Here is a 21,286-nt window from a genome sequence, read left to right as displayed (position 1 = left end):
GTGGCTCTTCTCCAATCAGTTCCTTATACAGCCCTATAGTGGCTCTTAAACTGTCTCAGTTGCTTTTGTTGCTTGCTTCCTGCGATTAAGTTCTCGGTAAAGCGAACCTTTGCTTACTCCCGTCATTTTCTCAATTTGTGTTACCGTAAATTCTCCGCCCTCATGTAGCTTGATTGCTTGGTCTAGTTTCTTCTTATCCGTCATAGGGCGACCGCCCTTCCGCCCGCGTGCTTTAGCGGATTCAAGCCCTGCTATTGTGCGTTCCCGAATGATTGACTTCTCAAACTCCGCGAATACCGCCATCATTCCGAACATAGCTTTTCCTGCCGCAGTAGATGTGTCTATGTTATCAGACAGGCTTACGAACTCAACGTCCTTCTTGTTTAGCAGATCAAGGGTCTCGATTAGCTTCAATGTCGAACGTGCCAAACGGTCAAGTTTGTAAACTATAAAGGTATCCCCTTCACGTAACATCTCCAACGCCTTAGCTAGTTCGGGGCGGTCATCTTTGCCACCGCTTGCCTTCTCGGTATCAAGAAAGTCTATTCGCACACCTTATGCTGTGTCCTGATTGTGGGCAGGGTATGACATATCGTAAGGATAGGCTAAAGAAGCAGAACGGAGCGTATGTCTGTTGTGGTTACGTGAAACGTGGGAAAGCATTCTGTTCTTCTCACGTCATCGGGTATGATACGTTACTCGCGGCTGTGAAGAATGACCTCAAGGAATTGATTAACAGTAATGTCAGATTGGATAGGCTATTCGATGCTGTGAAAGGGAATGTTGGTCTAAAACAATCCGCTCTAATCAAAGAGTTAAACAAACTGAATAAACAACAAGAACAGCTATAGAAGAATGTTCAGGGGCTTATAACTCTCTTCTCCAATCAGGCTCTTACCCTTGAACAGTTTACTGCTCAAAATCGACTGAATCAGAAAGAACAACAAGCTCTTGCCAAACGCAAAGCGGAATTGGAGTCCGTTCTCGAAACACAAAAAGACACGGAAGAGCAATAGAAGAAAATTGCGTTGTTTGCACAGCGTGACATTGATGACGAGCAAGTCCTTAAACAACTGCTTCATCAGGTCATTCAGAAGATAGAAGTTCATCAAAACGGTACTATCAAAATTCACTACAACATCGCCCACCCTCAGGGAATGGGTGATTACTGCAAGGGGCTTAATCAGAAGCCCCTTTCCATTTAAGTAACACTGTACACTCCACATGTGTGGAGTTGACAGGGAGTACAACCTTAACACTGGAATGGCATTTGCTCTTGATTGGGCGGCTGAAATAAGCCGCTCCTTCACATTCTATTATACCCCCACCCAGTGCCTGATGAATCGATTATCCCGTGTTCCACAGAGTTTACCCTCGTTAGCTCCGCATAATATTTTTTCAAATATATTATGAATGTAGCTCAATAAGTTGAATTGTATAACCTACTTTCGACAATCCGCAACTTAATATCAACCCCAAAATCACTAGATACCTCCATTATATAGTCTTGAAATGTTACCTTCGTTTTCTCGCATTTTTTACAGATATATGCCATTGAAATCTTTAACCATCATTTGTTATTTCATGACAATCCACTTCTTATAATGTAATCGACCAATATTGAAGGAGTTGATAACATGATAATCCAAAACGATAGGTTGATGACGATTGATGAAGCCGCTTACTACCTAAACGTTTACCCGCGTACAATTTACAGAAAGATATATGAAGGGGTACTGCTAGCCTACAAAGTGGGCGGAGTATGGAGGATGGAACCTCAAGAGGTATTGAAGTATGTACGACAGCCTAGAAGAATCTAAGGGATTCAACATGAATAATCGCAACTTAAAAAAGCCTCGCTACGATGGCTACAATGGAACTCCATTGAACAACTACATATGTATTTCTTTACCCGTGGCTTTGCGGTAGCACACGTAAAATAACCGCCCCTGCGTTCACAAGTAGGTGTTGCCCCGTTAGATGGACAGGTAGTTTGTATTGAAGTTGTGCTTCATCCTCAGATACTACAATGATTTGTAGCCCCGTCACGGTCGCCATATGGCGAGGGATTCATGACAGAGCATTTTATTATGCACGTGGTAAAGCCGTACCTGAGCACGTCATATGTCATGTAGGAAACCTAAACCCACATGTGTTTTCCTTTCCCCCACCCCATTAGGGGGAATAATGTTTCCTTACCCACCTGTGTTTCCATTAAATATAATCTAAAAATCAAGGCGACAGCCCCGAGCGGAGCGACCACTAGAATAAGTAACCCCCCGGAGGGGGGAGGATAAACATCATATAAGTGAAAGCAGTATTTCTCCTCGCTTAAAATACTTTACTAAATGTTCTTTCAGAAGAGTATCTTCATTGTTCTTTATTAACTCAATTGTCTTGGCAGTAAAATTCCAATTCAAACATCCAGTTAACCATAACAATGAAGGAAGTCGCTCAAAATCTCTTTGTGAGAGTAATTCTTCTGCACCATATCCCCGTAGTACTGATTTTGCAAGAATTGGAGACATTTCATGAGATGCGATTCCATGAGTTCTTGAGTACCATTTTACTAACCATGCTAGCCCCTCCACCCTATCCGTGTAAGTTATTGACTCGAAATCAACAACACCAATAATCTCCTCAGCTTCATTCCAAAGAATATTTAGTGGATTTAAGTCAGACTGAACTATATATTCATAAGAATCAGTCTTGGCTTTGTCTTTATGATATTCAACTTCATTTAAGTAACTTTTTAATAATTCGTTTGTGGGGGGTGAAAATTTAGATGATTCAGCATGATTACAAAGTAAATTGTAAAAATGTTCATGACCTTTACTATGTGACTCTTTAGGAAAAACCACAGTCTCGAATTTCGATGATATGTTATGTATCCTTCGTGCAAAAGCACCAAATTTTCCTGCTATGGATTCCGTACAATGAGTAAGATGTTCACCTTGAATCCACTCGAAGAGTACCAATTTCCATTCTTTGTCTACATCTTTTACCGATGTAAACGGTTCTCCCTTACCAGTTGACACATGTTCCATAAAAGGGCTACCGGAATTAAGAAGGTATTTACAAAATTTCATTTGTTCAGTCAGAACTTCATCTGATAGTTTAATAAATACGTCCGTTTCGTAACGATTATTTCCAATAAATCTTGCTGAATAAGATTTCTTATCCACATGGATTTTGAAATGTAAATCCCCATGCCAACTATTAGGTTGAAGTTCATTTTCAATCACTAGACTAGTAGGATTTATCCCATACTGTTTTATTGCCTTTTGCAGTAATTGTGTCTTATCCAAACTTACACCTCCCCGAAATTAGCTTATGAACACGTTCGCAAACAGTACTATACTTCTAAAAAATGGAATAGGTCAAGGGGAGTAAACACATTAATCGCAACACCTTCCCACCATAGAACGATGGCTACTTTGGGAGGGGAAACAAAATGAAAATTGAGCGAGCATTTACCGGAACAGCAACTCTTGAAGATACTCTGCCATTCTAAGCCATCAGATTGACACTATAGACGCCAAAAAGTACGATAATGATAGAGCAGATGTCATTCCTTCAAAATCGGAAGGAGTGGCGGAATAATGAATTGTGTTATCTATGCTAGAGTTAGTACACGAAGAGAAGAACAGAAGAACAGCTTGCAAAACCAAATTGCTTTAGCCGAAAATATTGCTAGGGAGCAAGGTTTTACAGTTGTTGAAAGGTACATTGACAATGGAATAAGTGGTTCCGGTATGAAGAACCGAACCGAGATTTTACGATTGCTCACTGACGCCAAGAAGAAGAAATTTAATGTTGTCATCGCAAAATCGGTTTCTCGTTTGGGGCGGAATACCTTACAAAGCTTAGAACTCGCACATCAATTAGAGGGCTCCTCTATTCGCCTTATCTTGCCGGAGGATGGCTACGATACCGATACTAGCAAAAGCAGGTTGATGTTCCATCTAAAGGCAATTTTAGCAGAAGAGGAAAACTCAAGCCTATCCAACAAAATTAAGTGGGGGCTAAAATCCAGTGCAAACCAAGGAAAACGTATTGTTTCGGTAGCACCATTTGGTTACTGCACCAATTCCGTCACTAAAAAGTTGGAGATAGAGGAATCAGCCGCTCCTATCGTAAAGGAGATTTTCAGACTTTATCTTCACGAAGGTTGGGGATGTTTAGTATCGGTAATCTTCTCATGCGTAGAGGTGTTCCGACTCCAAGAGCCACATCAGGGGCGGCAAATGGAGGTACTAGATGGCATCAGAACTCCATTAAGGGCATCCTAACCAATCCCGTGTATACTGGAAAACAAGTTTACCATAGAGAAGAAACGACAGGGATTCTAGCCGCATCTGAAACATACAAAATAAGGCGTAAGATTAAAGAAGAAGAACAAGTTGTTATTGAGAATGCCCATCCTGCTCTTATCTCTGAGGATGACTTTAACGCAGTTCAGGAACTGATGAAAAAGAGGGGCAAGCATAAGAGCAACGGCAAGGAAAGCCTGTTCTCGTATATCGTCAAATGCCCTGATTGCGGAAGTGGAATGCACTTCAAACCTGACAGACGAAAAGGTGCATACGTTTGTGGCGGCTATGTCAAGTACACATCCTCCTACTGCTCCTCACACATTATTGAGGAAAAAATCTTGCTACGATCAGTTAAAGGCGACCTTAAATCATTGATTAGGGATAACGTGATGATAGAGAACCTTTACGGAATCGCGGAAGAAAAAGCGGTGGCTTCGGACTCTGACTTGCAAAAGGAACTTAAAAGAGTCAATAAGCAGTTAGGAGAATTGGACAAACGGTTTGATAAGTTGCTTACTCTCCATGTAGATGGAACTATTACAGCAGAGCAATTCAAGCATCAGAACGAGCGTAACGCCCAACAACAGCAAGAACTAATGGATAAAAAGGCTAACCTCATCGTAGCCTTAGAAGAAGGAAATAACCTCGCTGAACGTAAAGAAGCCTTTAGGAAGGAAGTTGAACGCTTCATAGATCTTGACATTGACGATGAGCAGGTACTAAAGCAATTCCTTCAAAGGCTTATCAAAACAATCGAAGTATTCGAGGATGGAAAGATTAAAATTAACTACAACCTTTCCAACCCTCTCCCCTCGAACTAAGGTACAGTTTATTGAACTGTATCTTTTCTTTCAAGTCTCACTGTCACCTCCACATGTGACGAGTACAGAAACATAAGAATAGTTACGCATATTTTAGCAAGCAAAATCTCGATCAATACTCCTGCTCCTATCAGTTATAAACTCCACAACAAAAAACCGGCAACGCATATAGCGTCACCGGTCTCATTAATCTTACTTCACAATAGAGTCAAGCAACATGCGGCCTGCCTCCATTTGGCTATCGTACTCACGCTGGTACTCTTTCAGAACATCCGTGCTGAAGCCCTCGCTCTTTAGTGTATTCTCCGTGCTGTTCACAATATCTCTGAAGTCGGATACGCACTGAGCAAATCGTCCCGATGCTTCTTTATACAACGTCGACTTCTCATGGGTGGTTTGCGCCCCGGCAAACTGGAACGCATAGCCCATTAGATCTCTCTGGCAAGCGGATTTCAAAGCCTGCAATTGGCGTACGGTTTCTTTATTAATTGAATCGTACCGCTTATCACGATCCGCACCATTGTTGTTGCCATTGCCATTGCCATTGCCGTTGCCGTTGCCGTTGTTGCCGTTGCCATTACCGTTTCCATTACCGTTGTTGCCTTTATCCTTGTCCTTGTCTTTGTCCTTATCCTTGTCCTGGCCATTTCCTTTATTGCCGCCGCTGTTGTGATCCTTGCCACCGGTGCCTGTGCCGCCACCCGGTTGACCACCGTTACCCGGCTGATTAGAGCCTTGTCCGGGTTCCTTATCAGGAGCAGGAGTCGGAGTTGGTTTGGTTGGCGTAGGTGTTGGTGCCGGTGTCGGCTTCGTCGGCGTCGGCGTCGGCGTAGGTGTTGGTTTCGGTGCCGGAACGGAAGGACCATTCCCGTTCAGAATGGGAAATAAGAAGTCATTAAAAAATCCCCATACATGATTAGCGAACTGGTCGAGATCGACACGAATCCCGTAAGCTTCGACTTGCTTGGCACTAGCCTGTCCGGAAGGAATCGCCGGTGACATTAAGCCCACAATCAGAACAGCCGCAAGTGCTTTATTCCGAATTTTCATCATTTCACTCTCCATTTTTGGACGATTTTGAATTATTCCTGCTTCTGTTCTTGAAGAGATTTCTGATAGCTTTTGCCCTTGCTAAGGCCATACTTGCTTGCAATGGCAATAAGCTCGTCATACTCTTCCTGAGACAGTTTGGTCAGAATAATCTCCTTCGCCTTTTTCTTTTCTTCGCGTGACACGCCATCTCTCAGCAAGTGACTTAGCTGCTTCATGTCGCTTGGATTCAGCCTCTTCACCATGACGGAGACCACTTTCGCCCGCTCGCTCCAGGAAATTTCCCCGCTCACCTTCTCTGCCTCATCGGCGGAAATAGATGCGCGGTCACTACCGCTTCCTGCCGTTTTGCCGGAAGATGCCGATCGCTTCTTGTCTTCCTCACTGGAAGACGCCGGTGGAGCGTGTGAAGACGGTGCATCAGCATCCGCTCCATACTCAGGCGGAACTTGCGGAGCGGAAGATTCCGAAGTTGGTGGAACGGACGACGCGCCTTCCTTCTCCGCTTGCCGGGCATTTGAAGTTTCCAGCGCCTCCGAAACGGCAGAGCGCAGCACCTGCTCCGAGATCCGGTCCACGGCTATTCGCCCGGCCACTACGAGAACAAGTAAGCTAATGCATGTCCACAGTACAGTGCGGTACGTTCTGTTCATAAATCGCCATTCCACCTCCTGGACGAGAATCGTCTGCGTACGAACCGGCTCCCCCATGGTACTGCCCATACGGCTGCCCCAAGCCCTACTATGCCGCCTGCTGTATCGAGAACAACATCCTGTATTGCGCTGGTACGCATTGCTGCAGCCGATTGCACCCATTCATCGCAAAGCGCGATGGCAGTAACATACAGCAGGGAGATGATGAACATACGCGGCCTCTTCATCCCATATGGATAAAGGGCCGCATAAGCAAACAAGGCCAACACCGCATAGACGAACAAATGCGCCGCTTTTCGGAATAAAAATTCAACGAACCGGTACGGTTCGGACTGCGAATCAATCACAGCCCGGCTATAACGAACCGTTACATCCGGTATATAAGCATGGATCTCCTCCTTTGGGACAAGTTTATGCAGAAAAGGCTGTATGCTCTGCTCGCGGAACGTTTGTTGGGACAAATCGAAGACGAGCAGCGTCCACAGCAATACAGGCAAGAGCCAGATTCCCTTATAGAGAAAGGGTTTGGGATTCCACGGCATGAATGCTTCCCACCGTAACAGCCGGACGGCCGACCGAGTAATAGTTGAAGCCTTCGTCTGCCATCTTCTGAGTCGTGAAGCAGTTGCGTCCATCGACCATGACCGGTGCTTTCAGCAGTTCCTTGACACGGGTCAGATCCATCTCCACAATTTCACTCCACTCCGTTAGAATCAGGCAGGCATCGCAATCCTCCAACGTTTCCTCAATGCTGCCGAAATCCTCGTAATATTCCGCAATTTGATTGCGGGCGGCCTGTCTCGCGATTGGATCAAAGGCGCGCACGGATGCTCCCTGATTGACGAGTTCCGGAATGATCGTAAGAGAAGGCGCATAGCGCATATCGTCCGTGTTCGGTTTAAAAGAAAGACCCAGCACGCCGATCCGCTTCCCTTGCAGGCTTCCAAGCGCTTCTCTCAGTTTGTTCACCACGACAAAACGCTGTTCGTCATTTGCCGTAATCACGGATTTCAGAAGGTTGAAATCAAATCCCGCCTCCTCGGCAATGTAAGACAGCGCGAACGTATCTTTAGGGAAGCAGCTTCCCCCATACCCGATACCGGCCTGAAGGAACTTGCCCCCGATCCGGCTGTCCAGCCCCATTCCGGCGGAAACCGCGGTTACATCGGCCCCTACACGCTCACACACGTTAGCAATTCCGTTGATAAAAGATATTTTGGTCGCCAGGAAGGCGTTAGCCGCATATTTGATCATTTCCGCGCTTTCTAGATTGGTCTGGAAAATACGGGTACGGAACGGCGCATGCAGCTCCGCGATTCTTTTGGCTGCCTCGTCGCTTGTCGCACCGATTACCGCCCGCTCCATGTTCATGCAATCCTCGATAGCCGAGCCTTCCCGCAGAAATTCCGGGTTCGAAACGACATCGAATTTCACAAACCGGTTTTTGCGGTTTTCTTTAATAATTTGTTCGACCGCTCTCCCCGTTCCTACAGGCACGGTGCTTTTGTTTACGATAATTTTGTAACGGTTCAAATGCTGGCCGATGGTGCGCGCAACCTCATGCACATACCGCATGTCGGCTTCACCGCTTTCTCCCATAGGAGTCCCGACCGCTATATAAATGATATCCGACGCTTCAATGGCATCTCCAATTTCGGAGGTGAAGAACAAGCGCTCGGCTTCGATGTTTTTCTCAACTAATTCTTTCAGACCCGGTTCATAAATCGGAATTTCACCTTTGCGGAGCATGGCAATCTTGAATGGATCCACGTCACAGCAGATGACCCGGTTGCCGATATCGGCAAAACAAGTACCCGACACGAGACCGACATAACCACTACCCACAACCGTAATTTTTTCCATCTATTTCGCCACCTTATTAATCGTATTGTGAACCGCAGCATACTGCTCGTGAACGGATTGAATATAGCCTAGCAAATCCTGTTTGAGATCTTCTCTCTGCAGGGCAAAATCCAGTGTCGCTTTGATAAAACCGAACTTGTCGCCGACATCGTACCGGACTCCGGAGAAATTATAAGCCACGACAGGCTTCTGCTCATTAAGCTTGCGGATTGCATCGGTCAGCTGGATTTCTCCCCCTGCTCCGGGTGCCTGATTCTCCAGTATTTCAAAAATTTCCGGCGTCAGCACGTAGCGTCCCATGATCGCATGATTAGACGGCGCCGCTTTGCGTGACGGCTTCTCGACCAGTGTCTCCAGGAAGAAGACATCCGGTTCGATCGACGAGCCTCTCGGGGCAATTACACCGTACTTCGATACATCCTCATCACTGACACGCTGTACTCCGACAACGGATGATGAGTAGCGGGAATGAATGCGGAGCAGCTGCTTCAGGCACGGCTCTTCCGACTGCACGATATCGTCACCGAGAAGAACGGCAAACGGCTCATTGCCGACGAAACTGCGGGCGCACCAGATGGCGTGTCCGAGACCTTTCGGTTCTTTTTGCCGGATGTAATGAATATTCGCCATATCGGAGATCGCCTGAATCTGTTTCAGTTCCTCATGCTTCCCTTTCTTGTCCAGCGTTTCTTCGAGTTCGAACGACTTGTCGAAATGATCTTCAATCGCACGTTTGCCGCGCCCGCTAATAATCAGAATGTCTTCAATGCCGGACGCAATCGCTTCTTCAATAATGTACTGGATGGTCGGTTTATCTACGATCGGGAGCATTTCCTTCGGTTGGGCCTTCGTAGCGGGCAAGAAACGGGTCCCGAGACCTGCCGCCGGAATTATCGCTTTACGTACTTTCATGATTCATTCCTCCTTAGTTGTCGTTACTTCTTCAAAGCGTCCATCAATATATCAATTACAAGATTCTGATCCTGCTGCGTCAGGCTGGAGCCCGATGGCAGGCACAGCCCTTGAGCGAACAAACGCTCAGATACGCTTGGGGCCTCTTCGTCGTGCGGATAGTAATCGCAGTGCCGGTACAAAGGCTGCAGGTGCATCGGCTTCCATACCGGGCGGGATTCGATGTTCTCGGCAGACAGCCGGGCGATGAGATCCTGCGTCGACACTCCCGCCTTGGCAGAGTCGACCGTGAGCGCCGTCAGCCAGCGGGTCGAGCGTCCGTAAGGCGCTTCCGGCATGAAGGCCACGCCTTCAATGCCGCCGATCGCGCGCTCATAACGCTCGAAGACAGCTCGGCGCGCGTTCACGCGCTCATCCAGCACCCGCAGCTGACCACGGCCTACTCCGGCGAGAATATTGCTCAGCCGGTAATTGTAGCCGAGCTCGCTGTGCTCGTAATGAGGGGCCGCGTCCCGTGCCTGGGTAGCCCAGAAGCGCGCTTTCTCCAGCGCTTCCGTGTCATTGGAGACGAGCATACCGCCTCCTGAAGTTGTAATAATCTTGTTGCCGTTGAACGAATAGACACCGAACCGGCCAAGTGTACCGCTTGCCCTGCCCTCGCAGGTGGCCCCGAGTGATTCGGCTGCGTCTTCCACAACCGGCACCCCGTAGGCATCCAGCAGTGCGAGCAGGGGCAGCATGTCCGCGCTCTGTCCGTACAGGTTCACGATAATGGCCGCTTTGGGAAGGCGCCCCTCCCGCTTCATATCGGACAAAGCCCGCTCTAATGCGGCCGGCGACATGTTCCATGTCGCTTCATCCGAGTCGATGAGTACAGGCTCCGCGCCCTGGTAGACGATCGGGTTGACGCTCGCGACGAACGTCAGCGACGAGCAGAGCACCCGGTCGCCGGGACCGACACCGAGCAGGCGCAGTGCCTGATGAATGGCAGCCGTGCCGGAGCTGAGCGCAACCGCGCCCTGCGTGCCGACATAGCCGGCCAGCTCCGCTTCAAAAGCATCGACGTTCGGTCCGAGTGGAGCAATCCAGTTCGTCTCGAACGCCTCCCGGACGAAATTCTGTTCCTCTGCTCCTATATGGGGAGGGGACAAGAGGATCCGGCTGCGGATGCCTTGCGGCCTTGGCTCAGTTGGAGCCGACTGATTGGGCTCCCTGGTTACCGTACTGCTGTGCAGCGGATGTTGATTATCGAGTTGAATGGCCATGTCAAGCCTCCCTTTGTTATGTAACGAGTGTCAGTTTTCTGGTTTGTAGCGGCAGGAACGCGGGATTCACCCGTTAATCCCCGTTTAAGCAAATGCTCGCTAAGTCGTATGAACAACCTCTAATAAAATCGTTTGATACTCGCCCTGTCACTAAGTTGTATAGTCACTTAGTCGATTTGCCGCTCAATCGTTCCGTCCCTTGATCACCGCGGCCGGCACACCTACCGCCGTGCAGCGGTCCGGGATATCGCGCACCGCCACGGCTCCCGCACCGAGCAGGCTCCAGGCGCCGATGGTGAGCCCCTGGATGACGGCTGCGCCGATGCCCACGTGGGCGCCTTCATGCACCGTGACGCCGCCGGCGAGCGCACTGCCGGGCGACAAATGCGCGTAGCCGCCCACGACGCAGTCGTGCTCCACGATAGCGCACGTATTCACAATGCCGTGCGCGCCGATGCTCGCACCGGCATTAATGACCGCGCCCGGCATAACGACTGTGCCGGGCGCAAGTCTCGCCTCCGTGCTCACGACCGCACGGGGGTGGATCAGCAGCGCGAAGCGCTCGGGCGCTGCCTGCAGCGCCTCCGCCACCTTCCGGCGGATGGTGTTGCTGCCGATGGCGACGAAGACATCCATGCCGTCGTCTTCGCGGAGCATGTGCCGGGCCAGCTTCACCGGCCCCCGCAGCAGGCCGTCCTCACCCCGTCCGGCTTCCTCGTAGCGGTCGTCGAGGACGGCGGTCAGCTCATAGCGGTGCTCGCTAAGCGCCACGTCGCGTACGACCTTGGCATGGCCGCCGTCACCGATCAGGATGAGACGCCTCATGGCGTGCTTCCGTATCCGGTACTCGCATTGCCCGTATATTTGGTCGTCGTAGCCTGACCTTCCTGGGACACGCCTTCTTTGCGGACTACCTTGACGGCCGTAAGCATCAAGATCTTCGCATAAAGCTTCAGGGAGCGGTTATCTACATACCACACATCGAGTTTGAATTTCTCTTCCCACGAAATCGCATTGCGTCCGTTGACCTGCGCCCACCCCGTTATGCCGGGACGGACCCAGTGGCGCCGCTTCTGCTCATCCGTATACAGCTCCAGATATTCCATCAGCAGCGGGCGGGGACCGACCAGACTCATGTCCCCTTTGATCACATTCAGCAGCTGGGGAATTTCATCCAGGCTCAGTTTACGCAGCAGTTTGCCGAAAGCAGTCAGCCTCACCTCATCGGGAAATAAATTTCCCGAACTGTCACGCTTGTCTGTCATCGTCCGGAATTTATACACATGGAAGGCTTTTCCGAGCTTACCGGGCCGTTTCTGCTTGAACAAGACAGGCGAGCCCAGCTTAAGCCGGACCAGCAGTGCGACCAGCGCATAGACCGGCAGGAGCAGAAGCGCGAGCGGGAGCGCGATGGCAAGATCGGCCGTGCGCTGTCCGGCGCGCTGCATCCAGCCCCCTAGCCGCGTTCTACCGCAGCGTCCCGCACGCAGCTCGCCGTACATTCTTTGGAGACGGCCCACCACGTGCTGTTCCGTGAACTCGGCCTCTATTCTTCTGCGTCCCCCGTCACCGAGAGTTCTGCGCAGTCTGTCGTCCGCCAGAAGCACAGCATAGGCGTCGGCCAGTGCAGCCGTACTCTTGTAAGGGACCAGCAGCCCGGTTTCGTTATGCTTCACAAGTTCTCTCGTGCCGAGGACATCACTTGCCACGACTGGTTTGGAGAAGGCCATAGCTTCCATCAGAAAACGCGGAATGCCTTCTTTTTCCGAAGTGAGAGTAACGATATCCGCCATCTTCAGGAAGGAGTACAGATCCGGACGGTGCCCGATCAGAAGCACCTCTTTCTGCAAATCCAGCTCCTTTATCCGGGCCAGGATTTCCTTCTCCAGCGGTCCTTTGCCTGCCATCAGGCAGATGAAATCTTCATTTCCCCGCTTCTTGAGCAAGGCCAGTGCTTCCAGCAGGAAGTTAGGGTCCTTGACGGGCTCTAATCTGGCTCCCATCAGGAGGACCTTTTTGTGCTCCGGGATACCGTAAATGCGCTTCAGCTCTTGAAGATCGGCCGGAGTCACCTTGGCAGCAGCCCCATCCAGTTTCGCCAGGTCGACGCCATTGCCTTCGTAATACACGACCTTATGCCGGTTGAGATCCTGGAGCTTCCCGATATCCTCATGATTCTGAGAGGCAAGGGCATCGCAGAAGTAAGTTCCGATTGTCTCCAGCGTCCGGTAAATTCGGTAAACGCCGGCCGTCTGTCCCTCATAAAAGGGCAGTCCGTGACTCGTATGCATAATGACGGGCGTACCGGCAAGCCATGCGCCTATCCGGCCGATGATGCCCGCTTTGGCGGTATGGGTATGCACGATATCATAGCCCTCCTGCTTAATGAGGCGGCGCATGGCGAGAATCGATCTGAAGTCCTGGACCGGACGGATCTTGCGGTTCATGTTAATAAAGCGGAGGCCGAGCCCGTAGCCTTTCATCGACTGTTCATCGTATCCTTCCGGCGACGAGATGATATGGACTTCGTGACCCGCCTCTTTCAGAACCGCCATTTTATCCGCCAAAATTTTGTGCGAAATTCCTGACGTGCATATATGCGCAATTTTGCTCAAAACGAAGCCCTCCTTTCTCCATCTGGATGTATGCAAGCTGGGTTCTTCGAATCTCGTTCTTCCGGGACTAAGAAGGACTTCCTGAGCCATAGTAGCTCACATACCAGTCCGCGAATTTGGCCAATCCTTCTTCGATGCTCGTGGATGGACGGAAGCCCACATCCCGCTGCAGATCGTCAATATTGGCGTAAGTCGCCTTCACATCACCCGGCTGCATCGGCTTGTACTCGATGTTCGCATGGCGTCCCAGACTTTTTTCCAGCGTCTGGATAAACGTCATCAGAGGCACGGGCGAGTTGTTGCCGATGTTGTAAATTTTGTAGGGAGCGTAGCTCGTACCCGGATCGGGGTTCTCCCGGTCCCAGTCCGCATTGGCTGCCGGGGGCCGCTCCAGCAATCTCACGATGCCCTCGACAATGTCGTCGATATAAGTGAAGTCGCGCTGCATACGTCCTTCATTGAAGACTTGAATCGTATTGCCCTCCAGAATATTCCGGGTAAAAGAGAAGTACGCCATATCCGGACGGCCCCAAGGACCGTATACCGTAAAGAATCTGAGGCCCGTAACCGGCAAACCGTACAAATGACTGTAGGAATGTGCCATCAGTTCATTCGCTTTCTTCGTGGCCGCATAGAGACTGACCGGATGATCCACGTTATCTTCTGCCGCAAACGGCATTTTGGTGTTCGCACCGTACACGGAGCTAGAAGAAGCAAAAACGAGATGGTCAATTTTGTAAGTGCGGCATGCCTCCAGAATGTTCAGGAAACCTGTTAAGTTCGAATCCGCATACGCTCTCGGATTTTCCAGACTGTATCTGACACCCGCCTGCGCCGCCAGATTAACGACAACCCGGATGTCATGACCGGTAAATACTTTATCCAGCTGCTCATGATCGCATAGATCGGCTGTGTAATGATGATAATTCGGATATTGCTGGAGCTGCTTCAGTCTGTCCTCTTTAAGCGTCACGTCATAATAGTCGTTCAGGTTGTCGTAGCCGACCACCTCAGCCCCGCTCTCAAGCAGTCTTGCAGCCAAATGAAAACCGATAAATCCGGCAGAGCCGGTCACAAGAATGGTCACACGCTTACACTCCCCTGCTTTACATATTGGTGAAAAGACTCCCAGAACTCGCTCCGGCTCCGGTCCAGCTTCGTCTTGGTAAAGCTGCCCGCCCGGGCGAAGTTGCGGCTTGCCTGTTCCAGCATCCAGTCCCTGTTAATGATCGTGCCGGTCAGCAGCTCAGCCAGCTGCTTATCGTTGCCCGGCTTGAACAGACAGCCGGGATCAAGCAGTTCCGGGATGCCGCCGGCGGTTGATCCGATCACGGGACAGCCCCGGCCCATCGCTTCGATCGTTGCGCGTGGCAGCCCCTCCTGGAAGCTCGGCTGGATGTAAATGTCTATCTTATCAAGCCACTCGAATACGGCTTTCCCGCTGGGAAGGATACCGCAGAACTCTACGTTATCTTTGAGCCCGAGGCTGTCGGCCATTGCTTCCCATCGGGACTTGTCGCCATCTCCCAGAATACGGAACTTAAACGGCGGTATTTGATTTTTAATTTTGGACAGGGCTTCCAAAGCTACATCTATCCCTTTGGCGCGTCCGTTCAGGGAGCCGATTAGTCCGATCGTCACAGGTGTTGCCATGCTCCGGATTCGTTCCAGCCGGCCGGCCAGCACGTCCTCACCCATTTCAGGCAGCTCCACATTGGAACAGGATTGGGTGCGTCCGCCCGGACATGGATATCGTTTCTGAAGAAACTGCTCGGTGACATAGATCGCGTAAGGCGCTTCTTTGACATCGGTCTTCGTCTTCCAGGTAGCGATCGGCGCATACAGTTTCCCCTGCATACTTCCGTAATTCCAGAGGCCGTCCCAAGCGCAAGCCACTACTTCAACGGCGAAGGGCTTGCCGAGCTTCTTGGCGATGGCAACCGCCTCGGAGCCGATCTCGCTGGGAAGCCGGGCGATAACCGCATCGGATTTCATAATGGCTTCCGTCAGAAGCCGCTCCACATACCCCTTCTTCGTAATTTTGTTCACCGGATTGCTCAGGGAAGGCAGCACGATGAAATTAACATTCTTGCCGCTCGACAAGCTCTTTTTGTCCAGATCGCTTGCGGCGGATATTTTCTTGCCCCGGGACACGACCGTCAGGGAGTCGAACACGGACAGATACCTCTCCCACACGGCGTAAGGTAGCTTGCCGCCCGAGTAATATTTCCCCGAGTCCGTAAAGTAAAACATATGATCATGAGCCCACAGAACGTTCATAAGGTCCCTCTTTTCTGATTGACTTGATGATTTTGGCCGGTACACCTGCCGCTATCGTTTGGCCGGGAACCGGCTTTGTAACGACGGCCCCCGCTGCGATAATCGAGCGGCTTCCGATACTTGCACCTGCCAAGATCCGGCATCCGCAGCCGATCCAGACATCGCTTTGCACGTGAATTCGGGCACATACAACCGGGTTGTCACGGATGGGCTGAGCCTCATCTTCCCAGGAATGCTGGAAAGAAATCAGCGAACTCTGGTGCGCGATGGACACATCATCATCGATCTGAATCTCTCCGCATGCGTCGAGATAACACTGCTTGTGAATACTTACATTGCTTCCGATATAAAGCCGTTCCCAATATTTAATTTCAACCGAACGCCCGATGAATACATTATCCCCGCACCCGGGTATGAGACATTTCAGCAGACAGTATCTGAGTGCTACCCCCAAGATATCCGGCAGGAAATCCGTCAGGGTCCAGGCGTATTTAAGCGCCGGCTTCGGGAAGAGACGAAGGATGCGGATGGCGATGGCCAGCACCGCCTTGAATTTGTGAAACCGGTCTCGGCCTCTCATGTCGACCTCTCCTTTTATTGCGGATCGTTGCCAGCCATTTTACCGTGTAGCAGGCCGTATAGGCTTGAAACATGTACAGCAAAGGAAGAATCGGGAGTTTCTTGCGAACCATATTGTCCCCGATTGTTCCCAGTCCATAATCCAGATTCCGTCCGGTTACGGTCATGTAGCCAACCAGTACGAGAGTGCAGGCGTACGCGAACAGAAGTACCAGACAGAACAGGTAGAACCGCCTCGTCTCTTTGTAACGGATGTACATGAGCACTGCCAGAACGAGCGCGACCAGCATGGAAACTGCCTCCAGCGAACGGTAAAATACATGAGGCTCCCAATTCTCTAAGTTGATCGGATTCGGACTCATAAACAGAAAAGCCGTCAGCAGAAAAGCGTTGACCAGGCCGAGCCCGCCGATTTTGACCGCAAGCACGCCCGCCGAAACCAAGAGCATACTGAGCGCAATCTTAAACCGCCGGGTGAACAGCAGATAAAAGCAAAGCGTGTACACAATGGCGTAGTCCCGGAGGCCGGTGGCATAGAGCATTACAATCAGGAACCAGAAATACTTGCGGCTCATCAGCAGATACGTGCAGTAAAGACCCAGTGCTACACAAGTGACATCTTTGGCAAAAAGGGAAGACATCATCATAAAGGACGGGCTCAGGAACAGGCCCAGAATGATCCATCCTTCGTACAAACGGCGGTTCACCAGCTCGAATCCGAAATAAGCCTTGTTCAGTGCATACAGCATGTACGCGATCCAAATCAGCAGGATGGAATTGTAAGTAATGATGACAAGCGGATCGGACACGTTCAGCAGTTTATAAAAAGGCATGTACATCAGGCCGAAGATCGGATACGCCGATGAATTGAACAAATAAGTGGAAATATGCTCACTGGCGTAGCTGAGAAAATCGCCTAATCCCAAATACGACTGCACCTGCGCGTAATAGTTGTTCTCATCGGGTCCCTTTAAAGGCGTGGATGAGACGGCGTAGACGAATTTGCCGATCAGCATAGCGCTGAATCCCACATACAGCAAGAAAGGCTGATCCGGCCATTTGAGCATGCAGAAAAGCGGCAGCAGTAAGATGAAAAAGAACACGATCCCGATTCGTTCGTCGATCAGAAAAGCTCCTTTGGCTGTCAGGAGCATCAGCAGGACGTAACTGATCAGAAACAGGTTCCGGAGGGGAGGCGCGCCCGCCGGCAGTCTCTTTGCTACAGCCTTATGTCGCAGCGTACATCCGCTCCAGCCTCTGCACACTGGTGCGGATATCGTAGCCGTGCTGCTGCAGCGCCTCCAGCCGTGCCTGCCAGTCCAGTCTCGCAGCTCCGGTCATGCTGCCCATCTGAGCCGCCCACTCACCCGCATCCGCCTGCAGAGGCAGCCGGGTGACCAGCCCGAGCTTCAGGTCGGCCTCCTCCGGCACCTGATCCGAGATCAGGCAGGGGACCCCCGCAGCCTGGGCTTCGATCACGACAATGCCAAGCCCTTCATACAGCGAGGGCAGCAGGAACAGATCGAAGGCACCGATGAGCTCCGGTATGTCCTTGCGGACCCCGAGCAGCTTCACGCTGCCTGAGATGCCAAGCTCCCGGATGCGGTCCTCCATCCTGCTGCGCAGGGGACCTTCACCGATCAGCACGAGCTGCGCTTCAGGGCGGATTCTCAAGTAGCCGGCAAAAGCATCCAGCAGGAACGGATGGTTCTTCTGCTCGCTGAACCGGCCGATGTGTCCAATGACCGGCACATCCGGATCGGTCACACCGATTGCCCTGCGGTAAGCGGTCCGGTCCGGATGCAGCTGGCTGTACGGCTGAACCTGGATCGAATTCGGGAAGACAACTACCCGTTCGTCCCTCCAGCAGTCGGCGCCGAACAGCGCCTCGCAGGCTGAACGCGAACACCCGAGCATCGTCGTCGAATTGCTGCGGATGAGCCCCCGCATGTATTTGCGGTAGAGATTGCGCAGCCAGGATTCCTGCTTGCTGTCGTGTGTATTGTGACTGTGACTGATCCGCACCGGCACGTTCATCTCTCCGGCCAGCTTCAAGACATATCCGCTGAACTGGTAAATATGGCTGTGGACGGCCTGATAAGGACCGTGTTCTTGTAAATTGTTCAAGAATGCTTTGCGGAACGCTCTCAGCCCCTTCTTCGGATGAGGCTGTCTGAAAATCCGGCCTCCCAGCTCTACGATTTCATCATCGTAGAATCCTTTCTCTGCGAACTGGACGGCAAAGTGGAATTCATACTTGTCCCGGTCAATCGTCCGGTAGAGATTCATCAGCAGGGTTTCGATACCGCCGGGATGCATTTTGCCGACGACATGAAGAATTTTGATTTTAGGCTTCATTCAAGATCCTCCCGACATAGGCAACGAGGTCCCTTTTTTTATCGTTCACAATCCGGGTTGCCCCTTCCTGGCTTCTGGTGTCCGGTGCCATCTGGGCCAGCACGAACCGGGGATCGCTGCGAAAATCGACGACATACTGGGATAGTCCCAGATCCTTAAAGATACTGGCCAGCTTCTTGTCCCAGGCGATACCGTACGTCGGTTTGCCGAACGAAATCGCCGGAATGCAGGCATGCAGGCGCTGGGCAATGACGGCATCGCAGTCCCGGATGCTGTCGACCAGGTCGCTTACATCCGCCGGATACGAAGCGAATTCCACATCCCGGACGGCTGCCAGCCTCGGCTTGATGTAATGCTCGACGAAGGCGTTGTCCGTATCAGCCCCATTCGTGAAGATACGGACGCGTCCGCCCCCTTCCACAACCCCCTGAGCCAGCCTGTACCACCAGTCGGCGCAGTCATCCCGGTCCCATAGGAAGGGAGAATGCCGCCTCATCTCATTGGGGTCCATGATCCCTAATCCGATCGTCTGAACGGAAGAATCCCCCTGTTTCGCAGCCATCCGGGATGAAACAGAGAACCGGGCAGCCGGTTCAGGGAATGCTTCCCGGGTCACCAAGGCCGGATCGGATAAGGCCACTGCCTTGCGTGCAAGGGACGAATCGAACGAAAGCAGATAAGCCAGGGAATCTTCGTCGCGTACGGAGATCGTTTTGGCATACTGAAGAATTTCGGTGAACCATCTGCGGGCCAGGAAGCTCCAGGGTCCCCTCATTCCGACAAAAACGATATGCAGCGGTTTACGCTGCCTGCGGACTTCCATGACCAGCCTGCGCATGGCAATCGGAAACGACAGGTACGTGTCGATGAATAAATGGCCGCCGCCGATCAGCACCGCATCACTGTCCGCTACAAGCTGCCGGATCTGGTCATTCAGTACACGATCCTTTTTCTTGTGAACGGAATAAGACTTGACGTACCGCAGAAAATCCGGCGTCAGCTTTTTTTTCACACTGACTTCATTCAGTTTGTAGACTTTCCCCTCTTTGTCGGCTTTCGTAACCTGCGGTTCATTGTATAACCCTGCCGTAAGGTCAAAGTTGGTGATGGTATAATCTCCGCATGTACGGATGAGCTGGTTGACCGTCATCGCGATCAGACCGTCGCCCAAATTGGTTGAATGGGGCACACCCGCTAGTAAAATATGTTTCACGTTCTATCCCCCCGCTTTCTTCTGGCGCTCAGCCATGCAAACATGCCGATTGATATCTTCAGTTTTTTCCGGATCACGACAACCATCGCCGTTTTCCAGACAATCGTACAAATTAAATTTGTGACGGCGGCTCCCACCATTCCATAGGCCGGAATCATCACTAGATTAAGAAGCACATTCAGAATTGCCGATATAAGCAAAATTTTGCCGAGCATTTGCTGCTGTCCCGTCATCGTCATTAAGGTCCCGGTCTGTCCGCTGAACGCGCTGACAAGCTGACTTGTCGAAAGAATAAGAAGCGCGAGCGACCCCTCCTTAAATTCTTCCCCGAAGAGGCCAAGGATCGGGTCATTCAGCAGCAGGAACGCTGCATAGATCACACCGGCGAACAGGAAACCCGCCAAATTGCTGATGCTGAGTACCTGCTGAAGCTGCCTGTCGTCTTTTCTCGCGTAGGATTCCGAGATAAACGGAGCTGCCGTCATATTAATGGCCGTCAGGCCGAAGGATACGAGTGTCGCAATCCGCACAGCGGCACTGTAAATCCCCGCTTCCGTCGTTCCGTCCATCCAGCCGAGCATAAGTATATTCAGCTGTCCGAGCACCAGATACATGCCGGACACGAACATCAGCGACAAGGATACGTTCATCCATTCCCTTGTGTTGTAAGCTTTCTCCGCAGCTTGGACTTGTGGCGGCATCTTACGCTTCAAGACGACGGCGCCGATTACGTAAGAGACGGCAATGGCGGCCAGGAAGATCAGCATAGCTTCACCCGCTCCGGCCGGACTGCCTGCAATCCGGTTGTATCCGAGAAGCAGCGCCAGGAACAGGACGGGCCGGATGATTTTCTCCGGCAGCTGCGCGTGCAGCATTTGTTTCAGCGCCTGCAGAGAGCTCTGCCGGAGAAGCGCCAGGGCCATGACCGGAATGCCCAGCAGACCGGCCATATAAGTAAAGAGCAGCTCACGGTTCATGGAATCGCTTATCAGCAGGACCACAATCATAGAAACGGCCGTTATGGCAAGAGATAGCGCCAGCGTAATCTGATTCGCCCGCTGAAGCAGGCCCTTCACTTCATTCCAGCGCTCATGCGCCCGGTAGGAGGAAACGAAGCGGACGATCGCCGTATCGAATCCGAGCTTGGCCGGGAAAACCAGGAATGTCACGACCGTAGTCACGAATGAATAATATCCGTAGCTTACGGCACCAAGCTGCCGGGCCAGCAGGATCTGCATCAGCAGTGCCAGGCCAATACCGCCGATATTAACGGCGAACGATAAACTGCTGCTTTTCATAAGAATTCTGGATAAAGAACGTTGTGTAAGTTTGGCAGTTGTATTCATGTCAGGTTCTTCCAT

At 51.2% G+C, this 21,286-nt stretch carries 22 protein-coding genes and 1 pseudogene; 5 read left to right on the top strand and 18 right to left on the bottom strand.

Translation table 11 applies throughout. The features are described 5' to 3' along the window. Positions 1–45: 45 nt before the first annotated feature. Positions 46–552, bottom strand: a complete 507-nt coding sequence (locus AR333_RS04520) for a recombinase family protein (RefSeq protein WP_084783498.1) — start codon at positions 550–552, stop codon at positions 46–48. A gap of 5 nt (positions 553–557) precedes the next feature. On the opposite strand from AR333_RS04520, the gene AR333_RS25725 reads away from it, so the two are divergent. The 3 genes from AR333_RS25725 to AR333_RS25720 all read left to right on the top strand — a co-directional run bounded on the left by AR333_RS25725 (position 558) and on the right by AR333_RS25720 (position 1,820). After that, a complete protein-coding gene (locus AR333_RS25725) occupies positions 558–851 on the top strand; it encodes a zinc ribbon domain-containing protein (protein WP_068774107.1) in 294 nt (97 codons plus the stop codon). Positions 852–1,028: 177 nt separating this feature from the next. Beyond that, positions 1,029–1,205, top strand: coding sequence for a hypothetical protein (locus AR333_RS25145; protein WP_216638960.1), 177 nt, complete (start codon positions 1,029–1,031; stop codon positions 1,203–1,205). Positions 1,206–1,637: 432 nt separating this feature from the next. Continuing rightward, on the top strand, positions 1,638–1,820 hold the full coding sequence (locus AR333_RS25720; RefSeq protein ID WP_068774105.1) for a helix-turn-helix domain-containing protein: 183 nt from the start codon (positions 1,638–1,640) through the stop codon (positions 1,818–1,820). A gap of 480 nt (positions 1,821–2,300) precedes the next feature. On the opposite strand, the gene AR333_RS04500 is transcribed toward AR333_RS25720, so the two are convergent. After that, complete coding sequence (locus AR333_RS04500; RefSeq protein WP_253735716.1) at positions 2,301–3,308, bottom strand: phosphotransferase enzyme family protein; 1,008 nt, start codon at positions 3,306–3,308, stop codon at positions 2,301–2,303. Positions 3,309–3,602: 294 nt separating this feature from the next. Between AR333_RS04500 and AR333_RS25310 the strand changes: the two genes are divergently transcribed. Together AR333_RS25310 and AR333_RS25305 are read left to right on the top strand one after the other, a co-directional pair. Beyond that, positions 3,603–4,292, top strand: coding sequence for a recombinase family protein (locus tag AR333_RS25310; protein WP_253735715.1), 690 nt, complete (start codon positions 3,603–3,605; stop codon positions 4,290–4,292). After that, positions 4,178–5,137: a recombinase family protein gene (locus AR333_RS25305; protein WP_253735714.1), complete on the top strand. Its 960-nt coding sequence runs from the start codon at positions 4,178–4,180 to the stop codon at positions 5,135–5,137. Before AR333_RS25310 ends, AR333_RS25305 begins: the two co-directional genes overlap by 115 nt. Positions 5,138–5,329: 192 nt before the next feature. Here AR333_RS25305 and AR333_RS04490 read toward each other — a convergent pair whose 3' ends face one another. The 16 genes and pseudogenes from AR333_RS04490 to AR333_RS04420 form a co-directional block, all read right to left on the bottom strand. Beyond that, a complete protein-coding gene (locus AR333_RS04490) occupies positions 5,330–6,190 on the bottom strand; it encodes a hypothetical protein (protein ID WP_253735713.1) in 861 nt (286 codons plus the stop codon). A 29-nt stretch (positions 6,191–6,219) separates the two neighbouring features. Then, complete coding sequence (locus AR333_RS04485) at positions 6,220–6,909, bottom strand: hypothetical protein (RefSeq protein ID WP_253735712.1); 690 nt, start codon at positions 6,907–6,909, stop codon at positions 6,220–6,222. After that, positions 6,837–7,382, bottom strand: a complete 546-nt coding sequence (locus AR333_RS04480) for a VanZ family protein (RefSeq protein WP_253735711.1) — start codon at positions 7,380–7,382, stop codon at positions 6,837–6,839. Before AR333_RS04480 ends, AR333_RS04485 begins: the two co-directional genes overlap by 73 nt. Further along, on the bottom strand, positions 7,351–8,703 hold the full coding sequence (locus AR333_RS04475; protein WP_068774102.1) for a UDP-glucose/GDP-mannose dehydrogenase family protein: 1,353 nt from the start codon (positions 8,701–8,703) through the stop codon (positions 7,351–7,353). The genes AR333_RS04480 and AR333_RS04475 overlap by 32 nt, the downstream gene beginning before the upstream one ends. Next, positions 8,704–9,615 (bottom strand): UTP--glucose-1-phosphate uridylyltransferase GalU, encoded by a 912-nt coding sequence (gene galU, locus AR333_RS04470; RefSeq protein WP_068774101.1) that lies wholly within the window; start codon positions 9,613–9,615, stop codon positions 8,704–8,706. Between the two features lie 23 nt (positions 9,616–9,638). Further along, on the bottom strand, positions 9,639–10,880 hold the full coding sequence (locus AR333_RS04465) for a DegT/DnrJ/EryC1/StrS aminotransferase family protein (protein WP_068774100.1): 1,242 nt from the start codon (positions 10,878–10,880) through the stop codon (positions 9,639–9,641). A 183-nt stretch (positions 10,881–11,063) separates the two neighbouring features. Then, positions 11,064–11,705 carry an acetyltransferase gene (locus AR333_RS04460; protein ID WP_068774099.1) on the bottom strand — a complete coding sequence of 214 codons (642 nt, stop codon included), beginning with the start codon at positions 11,703–11,705 and terminating at the stop codon, positions 11,064–11,066. Continuing rightward, entirely contained in the window at positions 11,702–12,328 is a 627-nt protein-coding gene (locus AR333_RS25300) for a sugar transferase (RefSeq protein WP_253735784.1), read from the bottom strand. Before AR333_RS25300 ends, AR333_RS04460 begins: the two co-directional genes overlap by 4 nt. Positions 12,329–12,400: 72 nt before the next feature. Further along, positions 12,401–13,435 (bottom strand): annotated as a pseudogene (locus AR333_RS25295) (glycosyltransferase family 4 protein); the annotation flags it as partial. A gap of 127 nt (positions 13,436–13,562) precedes the next feature. Beyond that, positions 13,563–14,582 carry an NAD-dependent epimerase gene (locus AR333_RS04450; protein ID WP_068774097.1) on the bottom strand — a complete coding sequence of 340 codons (1,020 nt, stop codon included), beginning with the start codon at positions 14,580–14,582 and terminating at the stop codon, positions 13,563–13,565. Then, complete coding sequence (locus AR333_RS04445; protein ID WP_068774096.1) at positions 14,579–15,775, bottom strand: glycosyltransferase; 1,197 nt, start codon at positions 15,773–15,775, stop codon at positions 14,579–14,581. Before AR333_RS04445 ends, AR333_RS04450 begins: the two co-directional genes overlap by 4 nt. Then, on the bottom strand, positions 15,753–16,355 hold the full coding sequence (locus AR333_RS04440; RefSeq protein WP_068774095.1) for an acyltransferase: 603 nt from the start codon (positions 16,353–16,355) through the stop codon (positions 15,753–15,755). Before AR333_RS04440 ends, AR333_RS04445 begins: the two co-directional genes overlap by 23 nt. Further along, complete coding sequence (locus AR333_RS04435; protein WP_253735710.1) at positions 16,267–17,619, bottom strand: hypothetical protein; 1,353 nt, start codon at positions 17,617–17,619, stop codon at positions 16,267–16,269. The genes AR333_RS04440 and AR333_RS04435 overlap by 89 nt, the downstream gene beginning before the upstream one ends. Then, positions 17,582–18,712, bottom strand: a complete 1,131-nt coding sequence (locus tag AR333_RS04430; protein ID WP_068774094.1) for a glycosyltransferase family 1 protein — start codon at positions 18,710–18,712, stop codon at positions 17,582–17,584. Before AR333_RS04430 ends, AR333_RS04435 begins: the two co-directional genes overlap by 38 nt. Further along, complete coding sequence (locus AR333_RS04425; RefSeq protein ID WP_068774093.1) at positions 18,702–19,925, bottom strand: polysaccharide pyruvyl transferase family protein; 1,224 nt, start codon at positions 19,923–19,925, stop codon at positions 18,702–18,704. The genes AR333_RS04430 and AR333_RS04425 overlap by 11 nt, the downstream gene beginning before the upstream one ends. After that, the gene (locus AR333_RS04420) at positions 19,922–21,271 is read right to left on the bottom strand and encodes a flippase (RefSeq protein ID WP_068774092.1); all 1,350 of its coding nucleotides are present in this window, start codon (positions 21,269–21,271) and stop codon (positions 19,922–19,924) included. The genes AR333_RS04425 and AR333_RS04420 overlap by 4 nt, the downstream gene beginning before the upstream one ends. Between the last annotated feature and the right edge of the window lie 15 nt (positions 21,272–21,286).

This window comes from Paenibacillus sp. FJAT-26967 (assembly GCF_001541095.1).
Taxonomy (GTDB): Bacteria; Bacillota; Bacilli; order Paenibacillales; family NBRC-103111; genus Paenibacillus_F.
Note: the sequence above shows the minus strand (reverse complement) of the source record. Positions and strands in the feature narration are given on the sequence as shown.